This is a genomic window from Acinetobacter sp. Colony158 (assembly GCF_019264745.1).
Taxonomy (GTDB): Bacteria; Pseudomonadota; Gammaproteobacteria; order Pseudomonadales; family Moraxellaceae; genus Acinetobacter; species Acinetobacter ursingii.
On the sequence record NZ_CP078523.1, the window covers coordinates 1,748,499 to 1,764,139 of the forward strand.

General features: G+C 40.8%; 16 protein-coding genes. 8 read left to right on the forward strand and 8 right to left on the reverse strand.

All coding sequences use genetic code 11. From position 1 onward, the window contains the following. Window positions 1-143: 143 nt before the first annotated feature. The 3 genes from JR005_RS07165 to JR005_RS07175 all read right to left on the reverse strand — a co-directional run bounded on the left by JR005_RS07165 (window position 144) and on the right by JR005_RS07175 (window position 2,373). Window positions 144-719: a xanthine phosphoribosyltransferase gene (locus JR005_RS07165; protein WP_004985432.1), complete on the reverse strand. Its 576-nt coding sequence runs from the start codon at window positions 717-719 to the stop codon at window positions 144-146. Between the two features lie 86 nt (window positions 720-805). Further along, on the reverse strand, window positions 806-1,522 hold the full coding sequence (locus JR005_RS07170) for a DUF3108 domain-containing protein (RefSeq protein WP_004985435.1): 717 nt from the start codon (window positions 1,520-1,522) through the stop codon (window positions 806-808). 155 nt (window positions 1,523-1,677) lie between these two features. Then, the gene (locus JR005_RS07175) at window positions 1,678-2,373 is read right to left on the reverse strand and encodes a hypothetical protein (RefSeq protein ID WP_151839053.1); all 696 of its coding nucleotides are present in this window, start codon (window positions 2,371-2,373) and stop codon (window positions 1,678-1,680) included. Window positions 2,374-2,611: 238 nt separating this feature from the next. Here JR005_RS07175 and JR005_RS07180 point away from each other — a divergent pair, with 238 nt between their 5' ends. After that, complete coding sequence (locus JR005_RS07180) at window positions 2,612-3,493, forward strand: energy transducer TonB (RefSeq protein WP_218665772.1); 882 nt, start codon at window positions 2,612-2,614, stop codon at window positions 3,491-3,493. Window positions 3,494-3,517: 24 nt separating this feature from the next. On the opposite strand, the gene ybeY is transcribed toward JR005_RS07180, so the two are convergent. From ybeY to miaB, 3 genes are all read right to left on the reverse strand, one after another. After that, window positions 3,518-3,997, reverse strand: a complete 480-nt coding sequence (ybeY, locus tag JR005_RS07185) for an rRNA maturation RNase YbeY (protein ID WP_119686873.1) — start codon at window positions 3,995-3,997, stop codon at window positions 3,518-3,520. A 78-nt stretch (window positions 3,998-4,075) separates the two neighbouring features. After that, window positions 4,076-5,158 (reverse strand): PhoH family protein, encoded by a 1,083-nt coding sequence (locus JR005_RS07190; protein WP_004985450.1) that lies wholly within the window; start codon window positions 5,156-5,158, stop codon window positions 4,076-4,078. A gap of 40 nt (window positions 5,159-5,198) precedes the next feature. Further along, window positions 5,199-6,650 carry a tRNA (N6-isopentenyl adenosine(37)-C2)-methylthiotransferase MiaB gene (gene miaB / locus JR005_RS07195; RefSeq protein ID WP_049175635.1) on the reverse strand — a complete coding sequence of 484 codons (1,452 nt, stop codon included), beginning with the start codon at window positions 6,648-6,650 and terminating at the stop codon, window positions 5,199-5,201. Window positions 6,651-6,951: 301 nt separating this feature from the next. Between miaB and JR005_RS07200 the strand changes: the two genes are divergently transcribed. From JR005_RS07200 to JR005_RS07215, 4 genes are all read left to right on the forward strand, one after another. Then, window positions 6,952-8,937, forward strand: a complete 1,986-nt coding sequence (locus tag JR005_RS07200; RefSeq protein WP_218665773.1) for a lytic transglycosylase domain-containing protein — start codon at window positions 6,952-6,954, stop codon at window positions 8,935-8,937. 44 nt (window positions 8,938-8,981) lie between these two features. Further along, window positions 8,982-9,644: a ribonuclease T2 family protein gene (locus JR005_RS07205; RefSeq protein ID WP_004985457.1), complete on the forward strand. Its 663-nt coding sequence runs from the start codon at window positions 8,982-8,984 to the stop codon at window positions 9,642-9,644. A gap of 169 nt (window positions 9,645-9,813) precedes the next feature. Continuing rightward, window positions 9,814-10,800 carry a malate dehydrogenase gene (locus JR005_RS07210; protein WP_004985458.1) on the forward strand — a complete coding sequence of 329 codons (987 nt, stop codon included), beginning with the start codon at window positions 9,814-9,816 and terminating at the stop codon, window positions 10,798-10,800. Between the two features lie 187 nt (window positions 10,801-10,987). Next, a complete protein-coding gene (locus tag JR005_RS07215; protein WP_004985459.1) occupies window positions 10,988-11,236 on the forward strand; it encodes a DUF2789 family protein in 249 nt (82 codons plus the stop codon). Window positions 11,237-11,258: 22 nt separating this feature from the next. On the opposite strand, the gene JR005_RS07220 is transcribed toward JR005_RS07215, so the two are convergent. Continuing rightward, window positions 11,259-11,786 (reverse strand): hypothetical protein, encoded by a 528-nt coding sequence (locus JR005_RS07220; protein ID WP_004985465.1) that lies wholly within the window; start codon window positions 11,784-11,786, stop codon window positions 11,259-11,261. A gap of 125 nt (window positions 11,787-11,911) precedes the next feature. Next, window positions 11,912-12,523, reverse strand: a complete 612-nt coding sequence (locus tag JR005_RS07225; RefSeq protein ID WP_005002081.1) for a 2OG-Fe(II) oxygenase — start codon at window positions 12,521-12,523, stop codon at window positions 11,912-11,914. 140 nt (window positions 12,524-12,663) lie between these two features. Between JR005_RS07225 and JR005_RS07230 the strand changes: the two genes are divergently transcribed. The 3 genes from JR005_RS07230 to JR005_RS07240 are packed head-to-tail and all read left to right on the forward strand — an operon-like array spanning window position 12,664 to window position 15,486. Further along, complete coding sequence (locus tag JR005_RS07230) at window positions 12,664-13,521, forward strand: 23S rRNA (adenine(2030)-N(6))-methyltransferase RlmJ (protein ID WP_004985467.1); 858 nt, start codon at window positions 12,664-12,666, stop codon at window positions 13,519-13,521. Between the two features lie 36 nt (window positions 13,522-13,557). Further along, window positions 13,558-14,391 carry a CDP-diacylglycerol--serine O-phosphatidyltransferase gene (gene pssA / locus JR005_RS07235; protein ID WP_004985472.1) on the forward strand — a complete coding sequence of 278 codons (834 nt, stop codon included), beginning with the start codon at window positions 13,558-13,560 and terminating at the stop codon, window positions 14,389-14,391. Between the two features lie 21 nt (window positions 14,392-14,412). After that, entirely contained in the window at window positions 14,413-15,486 is a 1,074-nt protein-coding gene (locus JR005_RS07240; protein ID WP_218664805.1) for a DUF6670 family protein, read from the forward strand. The last annotated feature ends 155 nt before the right edge of the window (window positions 15,487-15,641 follow it).

The following is a 15,641-nucleotide window of genomic DNA, read 5'->3' on the forward strand; positions in this document are numbered from 1 at the left end:
AATAGTTTAGCGCAGTTGTAAATGAAATGATGAAAATAGCAGAAAAATGCGAGATGAGCGTTAAATGACGTTGTTTAAAATCTGACAGATATAAAAAAAGCGCCGTAGCGCTCTTTTAGATCATTCAAGGAATTCTGCTCGAATTATTCTTTGACAAAAGTCACTTTACCGTCGGTTAGTGATTGAACTCGTGCTAGAGATTCAACGCGATAACCTTTTTCGATCAGTAAATCGCGACCAGACTGGAATGATTTTTCAATTACAATTCCAACGCCTACAATTTCAGCCTGCGCTTGATGAATCAAATCAATCAAACCTAAAGCAGCTTGACCATTTGCCAAAAAGTCATCAATCACTAAAGCTTTATCGCTTGAGTTAATATGTTTATTGGAAATGGCAATGGTACTTTCAGTTTGTTTGGTAAATGAAAATACCTTGGCACGGTACAAGTCATCTTTCAGAGTCAATGATTGATATTTGCGTGCAAAAATCACAGGAACACCCAGTTCAAGACCTGTCATAATCGCAGGCGCAATACCAGATGCTTCAATGGTAATAATCTTGGTGATGCCTGCATCTTTGAAACGAGCAGCAAACTCTTTACCAATTTTCTGCATCAGTACAGGGTCAATTTGGTGATTTAAGAAAGCGTCGACTTTCAAAACTTGATCAGATAGAACGATACCTTCTGTTAAGATTTTCTGTTCTAGTGCATGCACGGGAGAATCCTCTAGGGCGGATGCCTTTTCAGCAAAAGCGTATTTTAAAAAGCATCCAAAAAAATGCAAGCCAAAATCGACAATTCTTAGTTAGTTTTACCAGAATAACCTGTTAAGAGCAGCCCATAAGAAGTTTTCTCATCGACATGACTGACTTTCACAGGTAAGTAATCTAGTTTAGGGGCTAACCAAAATGTGGTATTACGACCTGGTTTATTGTCATACTGAATAATGACTTTAATGGTATTGAATGTACCATAAGGGGTTTTGATATTTTCAGTCCCTTGTTTCACAAAACGGCGCGTATCAATACCTTTGGCATCCGCAATTGGGTAGGTGGCTTTTATACCATTTCCCTTTAAATCTTCGCGAATTTGTAATTCAGCATTGAGTTCATCAAGTACCCCTGCTTTCCAAGCAAATGACCGTTTTTTATCATCTTTTTGAGTGTTAATGGTTTTGCTGGATGGGTTGAAATTGATATTCATGGTGTTGTTATGCACCAAAATCTTACTGCTACGGCTAAATTGCTGTGAACTAATTTGCCCATTGTTAAAGCTAAATTTACTAATTTCACTGGCAGAAGCAATCACACCTGCTTTCGCAGAAAAATCATAAGTCCAGTTATTGCCTTGTTGGCTCAAGGTTCGTGTTCCTGAACCCATATTTTTCCCATTATAGGAAAATTGATAACTTGCCTTAAAAGGACTCATGGCGAGTGCATGACTGGAAAAGCCTGTAAATAACAGCGCTGTGGTCAGACTAGCTGCCAAAGTCATGGTTTTCGTTACATGAAGTGCCATAAGAAAGTTCCTGATGTCATAAATGAAATAGTGAAAAAGTCTTCAATCATTCCAGATAGTATTACATTTCGTGATGAAGAAAAACGCAGTATTTCCGTATGCATTGTTTCATTATGTTGATATTTAATGTCTTTATGCGTGTTTTGTTTCTGAGCTTATTCATTTTTTTGTCGTATCGGAGTGACCGTGGTTTCTGCAAGTTCTAACTCTTCTTCAGCAGCATCCTCTTGATCTCTTGATTTACTCAGTCCTTTATTAAAGAGTGCCATAAAGTTGACATTGCCCAGTACCACCAGCTCTGCTTCTCTGAGTTGTGCATGATTAACATGAACTTTGGAAAGTGCATCGATCACACTACGGTTTTTGCCTAGCCAGCGATTTAAATCTAAAAATAAAAGCTCATCTTTGACTTTGACTACCTCGAAACGCTCAAGAATCGGGCCGAGCGGATCTTTGCGCAATATTTTGTGATAGAAAAAAACATAACTATTAAAGGCGATTTTCTGTAAGGTATTTTTAAATTTGGCTTCAACAACCTGTGTGTCGCTAATTTGTTCAAAGACCAGAAGTTGGGTGTCTTTATTGAGCTCCATTTGGATCAACTTTAAATCGACCGAAAGTGTGGTACTCAATCCTTTAAAATGTAACGTGGCATACAAACGTAGCCAACCCTCGTAGACATCGGCATGTAAATCATCCAGAAAACTGAGATTATCCGTTACATAGCGTTTAAAGGTGGCATTTAAGAATACTTGTGAAACTGGAATTTCGCGTTCTTCTTCGATAAATTCTTCGGCTTTTTCATAAGCTCGACGCAAATGTTTAGAAATCGATGACAGTAATGTTGGCATAAAGGCTGTCCAAAAAATAGCTGTTTTGGTCGATTGCAAAATTACAATCTAATCTAAAACATGAAAAAAATGAGTTTATTTGTTGCAGTTTAGCAAAATTAATTGCTACATTTTTAAAACTTCAAACCTTATTGTTATTGGCTTTGAAGTGTGTCACGCTTTTATTTAAAAATGAATAATGGTTTTATTTTATCCTGTTTTCACAGGTGGGGATGCAACATTTTGTTAGTTGAACACAATGTTTAAAAAAAATGTAGGTTATTTTCCAGTGATTCGACACTGGTGGCAGGATTCTATTTTATTGGCTGCAATTGCGATTGCAATCGTGCTGCATATTTTCGTTTTGCTGATTCATTTCGCCATGCCTGCGCCATCGGATACTGCGACCAAAGAAATTGCAGTATCGATTCGTCCAAGTACTGATCAGGTTGAGCATACCGACTTTTTAGCACAGGCAAATCAAAAAGGATCTGGAAAATTTCATGATTCTCACCGTATGTCGAGTGATATGCCCAAAGCCATGCCTGATCAGAGTTCAGGTGAGTCACCAACACAAACCCTTGACCATATTCAGCAACAACGTGAGCTAAAATTTGAAGAAAAAGTGCTGATGACGGTATTAAGCTGGCAAAAACAAGCGGAAGAAAACCAGCGAAAAAAAGCACAGGATGATTTACAAAGCCAGTTTCAAGCTAAAGCAGCCATGGTCGCGAGCATTGAGGCGCAATATTTACAGCGTCAGCAGAATTTTAGCCGACAGCAACGGATTAAAACCGTAGATGGTATTCAAGCCAAGCAAGATGCATCAGCAGCCTATTTAAATAAATTTCGTGAAAAAGTGGAACTTTATGGCAACCGTTATTATCCAGATGAAGCCAAACAACAAAATTTAGCAGGTGAAGTTCGACTCATGGTGGTGCTGAATGCACAAGGCGGCATTCGTGCGATTCGTTTAATCGAGAGTTCTGGACACCCAATACTGGATGAAGCTGCTAAAGCATCGGTACGCCGTGGCGCACCGTTTGGTCGTTTTGATACAGGAATGAAGGATATTTCCGAATTACGGATTATCCGGACATGGAGATTTAACCCAGCACAGGCTGAGTTTGAAGTGCATTAGACGTATTCATTGAAATACTGAAAGCTACCGCTCCAAGTATGGATTTTCCAATCCCAACTTCGCTAAAATTTCGATTTCTAGCGCTTCCATTTCTTCTGCGTCTTCATCACTCAGTTCATGGTCATAACCCAGTAAATGCAGAGTACCATGTACCAACATATGCATAAAATGATCGTGTGCTGTTTTATCTTGCTCAATGGCTTCTTGTAGCACAACAGGAATACAAATGACCAAGTCACCCAAAGGACGGGCATCCAGTAAAGGTAAAACTTCTTCAGGAATATCACTTGGAAAAGACAGTACATTGGTCGATTTATCTTTACCGCGATATTCCAGATTTAGACGATGACTCTCTTCATGATCGACGCAGGCAATCCCAATTTCACAATCACTGTCAATATCCACATGACGTAATGTCACTTCAATGGCTTTTTTAAGTTGAACACGCTTCAAGACTAAATCAGAAGATTTAAATTCTTGTTGTAAACTAAGATTAAGCTTCAAACCTGATCCTTCATAAAAATAGGGGAGTGCATGGCAATCCCCTGATTTTGTAAGTTAATAGACAACTTGATGAATATATTAAACTTCCTGATGCTGGGCATCCGCCGCGGCATCATGTTCATTCATCAAGGCTTCTTGTCGTGCTTTGCGTTCAGCACGTGCTTCTGCACTTAAGCGATTTTGTTCAGAGTCCCAGCCTTCATAAGCTTCAACAATTTTCTGAACCAGTTGATGACGTACCACATCACGTGAATGAAAACGGGTAATGTGAATTTCTTTAATCGGTTCTAGTACACGTAAAGCATGCGCTAAACCAGATTGCTGTCCGCGTGGTAAATCGACTTGCGTTATATCGCCCGTGATGACAGCACGTGAACCAAAGCCTAAACGGGTGAGAAACATCTTCATCTGTTCAGGCGTGGTATTTTGCGCTTCATCCAAAATCACGAAAGAATGATTCAGTGTGCGACCACGCATATAAGCAAGTGGTGCGACTTCGATCACCTGACGTTCAATCAGTTTGGCTACTTTTTCAAAACCCAACATTTCATATAAGGCATCATAAAGAGGACGCAAATATGGATCGATTTTTTGAGCTAAGTCACCTGGCAAGAAGCCGAGTTTTTCACCTGCTTCAACAGCAGGTCGAACAAGGAGGATACGCTGGATTTCATTGCGTTCCAGCATGTCGACAGCCGCAGCAACGGCAAGATAGGTTTTACCTGTTCCTGCTGGCCCGATTCCAAACGAAATGTCACTTTGTAAAATACGCTGCACATAACGCTTTTGGTTGGTACCACGAGGGTTAATACGACCTTTGGGAGTTTGTAGCCAGACATTATCTAGACCTGTATGTTCCTGTTCGGAATCATCCATAAGCTCTCGATCAGTCTGACTGCCCTGAATCATCAGGTGTAAGATATCGGCACTAATCTGGCTGGAAATTTCTGATTCATCGTAAAGACGCTGGAGCAGTGATTCTGCTCGTTCGACTGCATCAATGTCACCATCGATGTAGAACGCGTCACCACGATGAGTTATTTGTACATCTAAACGCTGTTCAATCTGCTTCAAGTGACCGTTGTATGCACCTAACATGCTTTTTAAACGGGTCATTGAAACGCCGGGAAAAGTAACGGTACGTCGAATCGCTGCAGTCAAAGAGTTATCCTTTTTCTAGCCTTGTTCTAATACCCTTACATTACGCCACGTCAGGCTCAAGATTCAAGAGTTCACCATAAACTAAATTCAAAGTTTTGATCTCGGTAATCTCAATCTCTGCGAAGCGTCCCACCCATGAAGGATCTCCGATAAATGTAACCAGTCGTGTATTGTCCGCAGTCCCGACTAAAAGATCTGGATTTTTCTCGGAAACATTTTCAATCAATACTCGTTGTACTGTACCCAACATGGCATCAGTTTTACGGATACTAGACTGCTTGATCCAGTGTTGAACTTTGCCTAAACGCTCTTTCTTGACTGTTTCGGATGTCGTATCTTCTAGTTCAGCCGCGGGTGTACCCGGGCGTTTTGAGTAGACAAAACTATAAGAATGATCGAAATCCAAATCCTTGATAAATTGATAAGTTTCTTCAAAATGCTCATCGGTTTCACCCGGGAAGCCAATAATAAAATCGCTGGATAAATGCATGTCTGGGCGGATTTTACGGAGTTTTGCAATCTTCTCGATATACACATCAATGGTGTGGTTACGCTTCATCGCTTGTAACACGGCATTTGAGCCACTTTGTACAGGCAAATGCAAATGAGACACCATTTGTGGTAAGTCTCGGTAGCATTGAATCAGGTCATCAGAGAACTCAAGTGGATGCGAAGTGGTATAACGCAAACGTCCGATGCCCGGAATTTCTGAAACGAGTCGTAACAATTCAGGGAAGGTACAAATTCCACCTTCGAAAGTTTCACCACGGTAACCGTTGACGTTTTGGCCGAGTAATGAAATTTCACGAACCCCTTTTTCAGCCAATCCTGCGATTTCAGCCAATACATCATCCAAAGGACGTGACACTTCTTCGCCACGCGTATAAGGCACGACGCAGAACGAGCAGTATTTTGAACAACCTTCCATAATCGAAACAAACGCTTTAAAGCCTTCGACACGTGGTTCAGGTAAAAAGTCAAACTTTTCGATATCTGGAAAAGAAATGTCTACCAGTTTGATTTTATCTTTTTTGGGTTTTTCGACCTGATCCTGATGTTGATCCAGCATCTGTGGCAAGCGATGCAAAGTCTGTGGACCAAAGACCATATCGACATAGGGCGCACGTTTTTGAATGTTGTCGCCTTCCTGAGACGCAACACAGCCCCCAACCCCAATAATCAGGTCAGGATTATGTTCTTTAAGCTTGCGCCAGCGCCCTAACTCACTAAATACTTTTTCCTGAGCTTTTTCACGGATCGAGCAGGTATTCATCAGTAGAATATCGGCTTCTTTCGGATCTGTAGTCAGGACATAGCCATGAGAGTCGCCTAAAAGATCTGCCATACGATGACTGTCATACTCATTCATCTGACACCCTTGAGTTTCAATATACAATTTCTTGATTGAAACATCTTGGGTGTGCGCTGGCTGGGTGACAGTGTTTTCTGAGGCAGCTTTGGCACCATTAGGAATGAAAGTTTGAACCGTCATGTAGGCTCCTAAATAAAGTAAACCGGTCTATCGGGATTTGATCCGACGAAAGCGCGCAATTGTAGCAGTATTTGCGACAAAGATCGCGAAATAAATAAAGTGGCTAAACATTGAGCTTTAAATCAAGATGTTTTGCAGACTGTGATAAGTAAGTGATTCGCTAATATAGTTGATTTTTCAATTAAAAAAATGTGAATATTACTGTTGCTGAATCAGCAGTTTACATAACACAACAGTAGCGGGCGTCAAGAGTAATTACACTAGCAGAGCGCAGAAGTGATTGGGGTTTAAAAAAGCGTCTATGGCATGGAAAAAAAAGAGTAAATTTTCAGTGGCAGTTTTCTTTAAAAATAAATGGATTTATACCAGTGCGATCAGTGTCTTAACATCACTTTCAGTATCTGTGGCTTTTGCTGCTGAGGAACAATTTAACGATGCATTACGTGCCGCCAATGCAGGCGATTTAACTGCGCTCGATCAATACCAATTTTCCATGCAAAATGATGTGCTAGGTTATTATCCAGAATATTGGAAACTTAACACTGATTTAGGATTGCAGCCTGCCACCACCATTATTAATTTTGCCAAGCGTTATCCTAACTCTGCGATGGCTGAAAAATTATCGGCAGATTATGTCGAAGAAAAAGTTAAACAAGGGGATTTGGCAACTGCTCAACCTGTATTGCCGTATGTAACCAATCCAGATCGTGCTGAAAGCTGTGCTGTGGCACAAGTTCGCGCCAGTTCAGGTGATCCACTGGTATTTGCTGAATATAAAGATGTCTGGCTCACCACCAATACCCAACCAGAGTCCTGTAACGGATTGGGACGCATGATGCAATCCAGCCCACTGATGTCTGCGCAGGACAAACAACAACGTTTGTGGGGGCAGTTACGAGCAGGTCAATCTGGACTGGCTCTGTCCACTGCGCAGACTTTAGGCATGAGTTTATCTCTTGCGCAGTTGAATCAGATTCAATCCAATCCACTGAATTATTTATGGTCTGCGCCTAAAACTTCCCAGACCGATTATGCATATCTAATTTTTGCTTTAGGTCGTTTGGCAGATAGTGATTTAACTTCAGCATTGGGCAATGTAAAGCGGCTTGCAGAAGGCACACCGCCCGATGTTCAAAAATATTTATATCGCACGGTGGGGTACATCGGCGGTACCACAGTCATGAAAAATAACTTTAATCGTGAAGTTTTAAATAGTTTTGATTTAAGTTATGGCTATCCCTTCAGTCCAGAAGAAGCGGAAGTGTATGCGCGCCAAGCCATCCGTTTTGGTTCATGGGAAAGTGTGATTCGTGCCATTGATGGCATGTCGGTCAGTCAAAAACAAGAAGATCGCTGGCAATATTGGTTAGCGCGTGCTTTAGAACAGCGCAATGATCGGCAGGCAAAACAACAAGCGCAGCAGATTTATCAAAAATTGGCTCAGTCAGGTGATGACTATCATAATTTGTTGGCGCGGGATCATTTGGGGAAAAAATACAATGATATTCCAGCTTACACCCAAGCGACCAATAATGATTTACAACGATTGAGTCAAGATATTCATTTTCGACGTGCTTTTACTTTGCGCAATGTCAATGCGCCTGATAACTATGTCAATCGTGAATGGAACTGGGCAGTACGTCAGGCGTACTTGAAACAAGATGATGGTTTGTTGCTGGCTGCTGCGCAACGTGCCAGTGAAATGGGTTGGTATGATCGTGCAATTTACGCGGCAGACCGTACGGTCAATAAACATAATTATGCCTATCGTTATGTGATGCCTCATCAAGTCACGGTGGTGAATCATAGTCAAAATGCAGGAATTGATCCTGCGTGGGCTTATGGTTTAATGCGTCAGGAAAGTCGCTTTGTAACCTCTGCACGTTCGCATGTCGGGGCAGGTGGACTCATGCAAATTATGCCTGATACAGCAAAACTGATTGCCCGACAAATGGGTGAGACTTACAATCCTGCTGCTTTGACTGATATGAACACCAATGTGCGTTATGGAACATTTTATTTATCCATGATTCAGGGGCAGTTAAGTGGTAATCCCGTGCTGGCAACCGCAGGATATAACGCTGGGCCAAATCGTGCTCGCCGCTGGCAGCCTGATTTTCAAGCTTTGTCAGCCGATCAATATACGGAGAGTATTCCGTTACTTGAAACACGAGATTATGTAAAGCATGTTATGACCAATGCTGCACATTATGGTGTTCTGTTGGGGCGGGGGCCTCAATCGATAGAACAACGCATGCTTCCCATTCCTGTTCGTAGCACACCTTAAAACAGGATGGGGCTTCTTATGATAACGGTTAAGTTTTTAGTTCGATGAAAAAGAAAAGTTTTACATACCATTGTCTTTCATGGTTGACGGGATGCGTATTATGGGTAAATGTTGTTTTATTTGCTCCGAATTTATATGCCGAATCACCACGCTTACAAGGCTATGTCATGCAAATTCAAATGACACCTGCGGTATGTGCGCTAGATTCTTCGCGGCAAAAACAGCGTAAATGTCTGGAAGGATATTCCCTAACCATTACAGGCTTGCTGCCTGAAACCAGTCATTCGAGTTGTGAAACCACTTCTGCTCCTACATTATCACCTTTACAAGCCAAAGTTGTGGCACGTGTCATGCCTGATGAAAATGCCCGCGCACAATTGTGGCGTAGTATTGGTGGATGTATTCCTATGTCGGCCAGTCAGTATTTTCGGATGATTATTAATTATGCAGAGCGTTTGAAAATTCCTGCGGATTTAACCAGTGGAATCAATAAGGAAATTCAGAAAAATAATCTACAACAACAGTTTGTTCGCTTAAATCCTTCTTTACCTGCCAATGGTATTCGATTGAGTTGTGAATCTTCACGTTCAGAACAGATTTTGACAGAAGTTCAGGTTTGTTATCAGGTCAATGGAACCTATAAACAATGTTCTAGTCATGTGGTGTCCAATTGTCCAAATGAGTTCACAATTAAAGGTAGTTATTAATCACTTGGTCGCAATTGATTTGTATTTTCTATCAGACTTTTGTTGAAATTCATTCTCTTTTAAATGCATCTCTTGTGGGTTTGGAGTACAATCTTTGCCGTTTATGATTATTAGATTAAATGGGCTATCTGTTTAATCATCTTAACGATCCTCAATTGGAGATAATTACATGAAGCAACCCGTTCGTGTTGCCGTTACTGGCGCTGCAGGTCAAATTGGTTATAGCTTGTTATTCCGTATCGCAAGCGGTGAAATGTTAGGCAAAGATCAACCAGTGATTTTGCAATTGCTTGAAATTCCAGTTGAGAAAGCTCAACAAGCGCTTAAAGGCGTAATGATGGAACTTGACGACTGTGCTTTCCCATTGTTGGCTGGCATGATCGGTACTGATGATCCTAAAGTTGCATTTAAAGATGCAGACTACGCATTGTTGGTGGGTTCTCGTCCACGTGGTCCTGGTATGGAACGTGCTGACTTGTTGAAAGTGAACGGTGAAATCTTCATCGGTCAAGGTCAAGCACTTAACGAAGTGGCAAGCCGTGACGTGAAAGTATTGGTTGTGGGTAACCCTGCAAACACCAATGCTTACATCGCAATGAAATCTGCTCCAGATCTTCCAGCGAAAAACTTTACTGCAATGCTACGTCTTGATCACAACCGTGCTTTGACTCAAATTGCGCAAAAAGCAGGCGTTGCGGTTGCTGATATTAAAAACCTTACAGTTTGGGGTAACCATTCTCCAACCATGTATGCGGACTACCGTTTTGCAACTGCAAATGGCGTAAACTTAAAAGACAAAATCAATGATGCTGACTGGAATGCGAACGTATTCCTTCCAACTGTTGGTAAACGTGGTGCTGCGATCATCGAAGCGCGTGGTTTGTCTTCTGCTGCTTCTGCTGCAAATGCTGCAATCGACCATATGCGTGATTGGGCTTTGGGTACAAACGGTGAGTGGGTAACGATGGGTATTCCTTCTGACGGTTCTTATGGTATTCCAGAAGGCGTTATTTATGGTGTGCCTGTTACTTGTGAAAATGGCGAATACAAACGTGTTGAAGGTCTTGAAATTGACGCATTCAGCCGTGAACGTATGGACAAAACACTTCAAGAACTTGAAGAAGAACGTGCTGCAATTGCAGACATGTTAAAATAATTAAAAACGATTTCTAATCGTCAAAAAGCATTCCTTAAAGGGGTGCTTTTTTTATGATCTTGTTTTTTGCATAATGATGATTTAAAACAAAAAATAACAAGAAGATTAAACGGATATAGATGACAAAACAGCGTATTGTGGTTAACGTGGAGCTTAACTTAGGTCAGTTGATTCATGGAGAATAACAATGTTCGAACAACAACCCACTTTAGAATTATTATTTGAGCAGCTTGGATTGGATGCCAGTGAAAGTGCGATGGATCAATTCATTAAAGAACATCAACTTTCGGCAGATGTAGAGCTGCATGATGCAGAATTCTGGAGCGAAGGACAGCGTCAGTTTTTACAAAGCCACATTGATAAAGATGATGATTGGGCGATTGTCATTGATGAACTCAATCAACAGTTACATATCGATAGTAATCCTAAAGCCTAAGCTTTAGGATCCATGATTCAGTTTAATGTGTTTTTGAACGGATTAGCGTTTTAAACCAATCGTGTTGATGCAATTGAGTAAAAGCTGAATGATGCTGCATTAACTCCAGATCAAACTCAGTGCACTGGCTATATTTTTCTAACCAATGGCGCGCCAATGCATACTCGGCTTTAACCGCAGACGCATAAGCCAAAAAGAACAACACATCACCATGTTGTAAATGCGCCAAAGGTTTTAAAATTTGCTGAGTGATGGTGGCAAATTTTGCTTCACGATTCAGCTCATAATACATCATATAGGCTTTGGCCAATTGTAAAGACAAGTCAATATAAAGTGACATAGGCATTTCATCAAATTCAACGCGAGATGTCTCTAAAATCGCAATCGCTTCATGTAAAAAATGCACACGTTCCTGACGGTTGCGGCTGATCTCAACCAATTGTAAACGTAAATCCCCACGTTCCAGTGCAAGTTCAGGTGTATTGCCCGCAAGGTAGTGTTGATCAGTTTCTCCGATGCGCTCAACAATCATTTTGCTTGTATCTAGCATGTGGTTCATCCTCTGGGTTTATCGTCATTATATGAGGCTATTCGGCGATTTTAAAAGTGTACACGGGTGAAACGCAGTGTTGCAGCTTTGATGGCATATTTCCAGATCACTATTTATCCAGATCATTATTTAGAAGACCAAATGGAGTTGCCACTGCGTAGCCATGCTGTAATGGAAAGTCTCTGCCGCTTGGAACTCAATACTTCGTGTAATAAATCGCTTTGAAAGATGACTAGACGATTAGGTTCAGGCTCAATGATATGCCATTGTTCATTTTTATCTTGTAAGCGCAGTTGTCCACCCCAATCGGGTTGCCATTCTGGATGCAAATAATAAACGGCTGAAATCATTCGATCATTTTTTTGTTGAGGATTATCGCGATGTAAGGCATAAAACTCGCCCGCATTATAACAAGCAAAATGCGCTTCAATAGATTGAATCCCAAGAAAAAAAGCACGATTAAATGCCTGTGAAAAATTTTGGAGCAAGTCGATATGCTGTTGCGCAATCTTTAATTTTTCATCAATCCAGAGAATATGGTCACTACGAATTTTACTGACGATACCATTTTGAATGGCAGCTTCGCGAAACTGATTTAAATTGAATAGACATTCATCTAGCAGTTGACTGGTAAATGGCGCTGAATGTGTTTGGTTGACGATAGCAAAGCCATGCTGGTCTAAATCATCCAGAATTTGTTCGATGTCATGCTGAATCGATTCAGAAATTTGCTGCATTTTGCCTCTCAATCATCAAATAAACCCACCAAAGAAAACCTATCCAGCGTGAGCTTTCGCTATTCTAAAACAACTCATGCACACGTAACTGCTTTTTTTCATGTTAAAATACACGTTAATCTGAGGAATTAATGTAAAAAATGAATTACCGTCACCATTTCCATGCGGGCAACTTTGCTGATGTCATGAAGCATGTACTCTTGCTTCAATTGTTAACACGTTTAAACGCGAAAGATAAGCCTTATCGTTATATTGATACGCATGCTGGTGCGGGAAAATATGATTTATCTCTGGCACCTGCACAAAAATCAGGTGAGTTTTTAACGGGTATTCATCGACTGGTTCAACTGGGAGATATGGAAAAACGTCAGGCTCCTGAGGGCGTACAACAATATCTCAAACTGGTTGAAAATATCCGCGCTGAACAAGGTAAGGGAACTTATCCTGGATCGCCGTGGTTTGCCCTGCAAGCGATGCGTGAGATAGATAAAGCCACTGTTTTTGAAATGCAACGCGATGTCTTCCAACAACTTCGTCAAAATATTCGCGATAAACGCATGGGTTTGCATGAGCGTGATGCTTACGAGGGTTTACTTGGTGTGATTCCGCCAAAAGAAAAACGTGGTTTGGTCATGATCGATCCGCCTTATGAGTTGGAGCGTAAGGACTTTCCACAATTGGTTGAGCTTTTGCAAAATGCCTATAAAAAATGGCCAACAGGCGTGTTTGCTGTTTGGTATCCGATTAAGGATCGCGCCATGATTGAACGTTTTGAAAAGAAAATGATGAAAACCGGCATTCGCCGTCAGCTCATCTGTGAGATTTGTGTTTGGCCCGATGATACGCCAGTAGGTTTAAATGGTTGTGGTTTATTGGTGATTAATCCACCTTGGCAATTTTCAGAAGATGCCGATCAGGCCTTACAATGGTTATTTCCACATTTGCGTATGCAGGAAAATGGCGGTCATGCCGCAGTTCGCTGGCTTGTAGGTGAGTAAAACTTATCATTCAAAGCATATTTGAGATCAACAACAATGACAAACATACAAAAGCCTAACCATGAATCAACTCAGAATGACCATCCTTTTGATGGTATTACCTTTGAAGTGGTTGAAGAGGAACAGACTCAGGAAGGCCAAAAAGTTAAACGCCGTGGGATCTATTTATGGCCAAATCTGATCACGACTGCTGCGTTGCTTTCAGGTTTTTATTCGATTACTGCGAGTATGAATGGTGAGTTTTTACAAGCTATTTATGCGATTTTTCTTGCAGCCTTACTTGATGGACTCGATGGACGTGTTGCACGAGCAATTGGTGCGCAAAGTGCGTTTGGTGAGCAATACGATTCATTATCCGATTTATTAGCGTTTGGTGTTGCGCCTGCTATTTTGATGTATAGCTGGAGCTTGCATGATCTAGGTCGTATTGGCTTGGCATGTTGCTTTATTTATACCGCTTGTGCTGCGTTTCGTTTGGCGAGATTTAATGTGCAAATTGGTGTGGTGGATAAACGCTATTTTATCGGTATCGCCAGTCCATTGGCTGCAATATTGGTGATTACCCTGATTTGGGTCAGTCGAGATTATCCGTTTGTCTTCGATATTCGTGATATTAAAGTACAAATCGCTTATGCAATCTACATGGTCATTGTTGCGATCTTAATGATCTCAAATATTAAATATTATTCTTTTAAACAAATGGATCGTAAACGTGTGCCATTTGTGGTGATGTTGCCCGTTGTGCTGATTTTTGCAGCAATTACTTACAATATTCCAATGGGGATTTTAATCGTATCCATTATTTATGCAATTTCAGGTTTTGTGACCACCTTGTTCGCACGTAAACAAAGTCCTACTATAAAGACATAATGCTTATGGGTGAGGTTCAGTATGCAAATGTTGATGAGTTCGCTAGAACAGTCTACACGCCTGAACCTCAAACTCAGCCAAACCGCTTTACTGGCTTATCATCCGCCGAAAGGACACTTTAGACTGGTTTATCACGGTTTGATCTTACCCAATCTACCAGCACCGCTTCACTTTTTTAATTTTATTAATTTGCTGGGTCAACCCAAAATTCCATTGTTTCATAATCCAAGTATTATCAAAGATAAAGCTTCCAATATAGCCAGCGTAATGATGGCATTGAGTCCACATCAGGTAGGACATTTAAAAAGTTATCGGCTTAACCAGCAGTGTCAAATCCATTCATACCATTACCAATTTGATCAAATTGACCAGTTCAAAGGAAATTTTCCACATTTTGAAATTCAACGTCAGGATCGAGAATTAGAGTTGAATCTCAAAATTCAAACAACAGAAAACATTACTCACTTTGTTCCATTGAAATGGAATTTATTTGAACATTGGTCAGTATTGTGTCATTGCGAGGGGTATTTAAAATATCAAAATCAACATTATGAAATTAGTGGTATGGGAAGTTTTGATTATGCCCGTGCTGCAAATATTCCCTATCTCCCATTGGCATTTTATACGCACCAACTGATCAATCTAAATGAAAACACACAAGTGATTTTGAGTCAGGTGCGCAATCAATGGAATCAGATCATTTATTCCAGATTTTATTTGCGTGGCATCAATGGAGAAAACCTCTTTATTGATAAAAAAGTCTACTTTCATGTTCATCGTGTTTACCCAAAGATTACCACGCCAAATCATCGTCAAATGTACCTTCCTCGAGAATTTTCTTGGTATGTAGAGGAAAATGGAAAGCCCATTTTTGAAATCAAAGCACAAAGTCGAGGGGATTATAAATTTGGAGTAGGGGCGGGTTTTGCTGGAAGCTTTCGTTATCATGCGCGTTTATACGATCAGGATTTTGAAGGTGAAAGCGCGTACTGCGAATATATTGATATTCGACCTTTAAATTGGCAAGAAAAAAACCAAACACAAATTCTTGCGGATGAATTCCTTCAAGCTCAGCCTTGTTTGCTTAAGAAGTAATCAAACCCGTCGAATATGATCAAAACATAGACGATGGAGTGAGATCTTTAAAAAAAGGGGTTGCGTTGGTTGAGGAATGCTGTAGAATGCGCACTCATCGGCGGTGATGCGGATAAAAACTTGTTGAAAAACAGGGTGTTGGTTGGGTCTTGAGG

What these genes read in the sequence shown, in the direction of transcription:
- JR005_RS07215 (WP_004985459.1), top strand. Translation starts at nt 10,988, where the DNA reads ATGTTCGAACAACAACCCACTTTAGAATTATTATTTGAGCAGCTTGGA.
- JR005_RS07180 (WP_218665772.1), top strand. Translation starts at nt 2,612, where the DNA reads ATGTTTAAAAAAAATGTAGGTTATTTTCCAGTGATTCGACACTGGTGG.
- JR005_RS07175 (WP_151839053.1), bottom strand. Translation starts at nt 2,373, where the DNA reads ATGCCAACATTACTGTCATCGATTTCTAAACATTTGCGTCGAGCTTAT.
- pssA (WP_004985472.1), top strand. Translation starts at nt 13,558, where the DNA reads ATGACAAACATACAAAAGCCTAACCATGAATCAACTCAGAATGACCAT.
- JR005_RS07170 (WP_004985435.1), bottom strand. Translation starts at nt 1,522, where the DNA reads ATGGCACTTCATGTAACGAAAACCATGACTTTGGCAGCTAGTCTGACC.
- JR005_RS07220 (WP_004985465.1), bottom strand. Translation starts at nt 11,786, where the DNA reads ATGCTAGATACAAGCAAAATGATTGTTGAGCGCATCGGAGAAACTGAT.
- JR005_RS07240 (WP_218664805.1), top strand. Translation starts at nt 14,413, where the DNA reads ATGCAAATGTTGATGAGTTCGCTAGAACAGTCTACACGCCTGAACCTC.
- JR005_RS07205 (WP_004985457.1), top strand. Translation starts at nt 8,982, where the DNA reads ATGAAAAAGAAAAGTTTTACATACCATTGTCTTTCATGGTTGACGGGA.
- JR005_RS07225 (WP_005002081.1), bottom strand. Translation starts at nt 12,523, where the DNA reads ATGCAGCAAATTTCTGAATCGATTCAGCATGACATCGAACAAATTCTG.
- JR005_RS07200 (WP_218665773.1), top strand. Translation starts at nt 6,952, where the DNA reads ATGGCATGGAAAAAAAAGAGTAAATTTTCAGTGGCAGTTTTCTTTAAA.
- JR005_RS07230 (WP_004985467.1), top strand. Translation starts at nt 12,664, where the DNA reads ATGAATTACCGTCACCATTTCCATGCGGGCAACTTTGCTGATGTCATG.
- miaB (WP_049175635.1), bottom strand. Translation starts at nt 6,650, where the DNA reads ATGACGGTTCAAACTTTCATTCCTAATGGTGCCAAAGCTGCCTCAGAA.
- JR005_RS07210 (WP_004985458.1), top strand. Translation starts at nt 9,814, where the DNA reads ATGAAGCAACCCGTTCGTGTTGCCGTTACTGGCGCTGCAGGTCAAATT.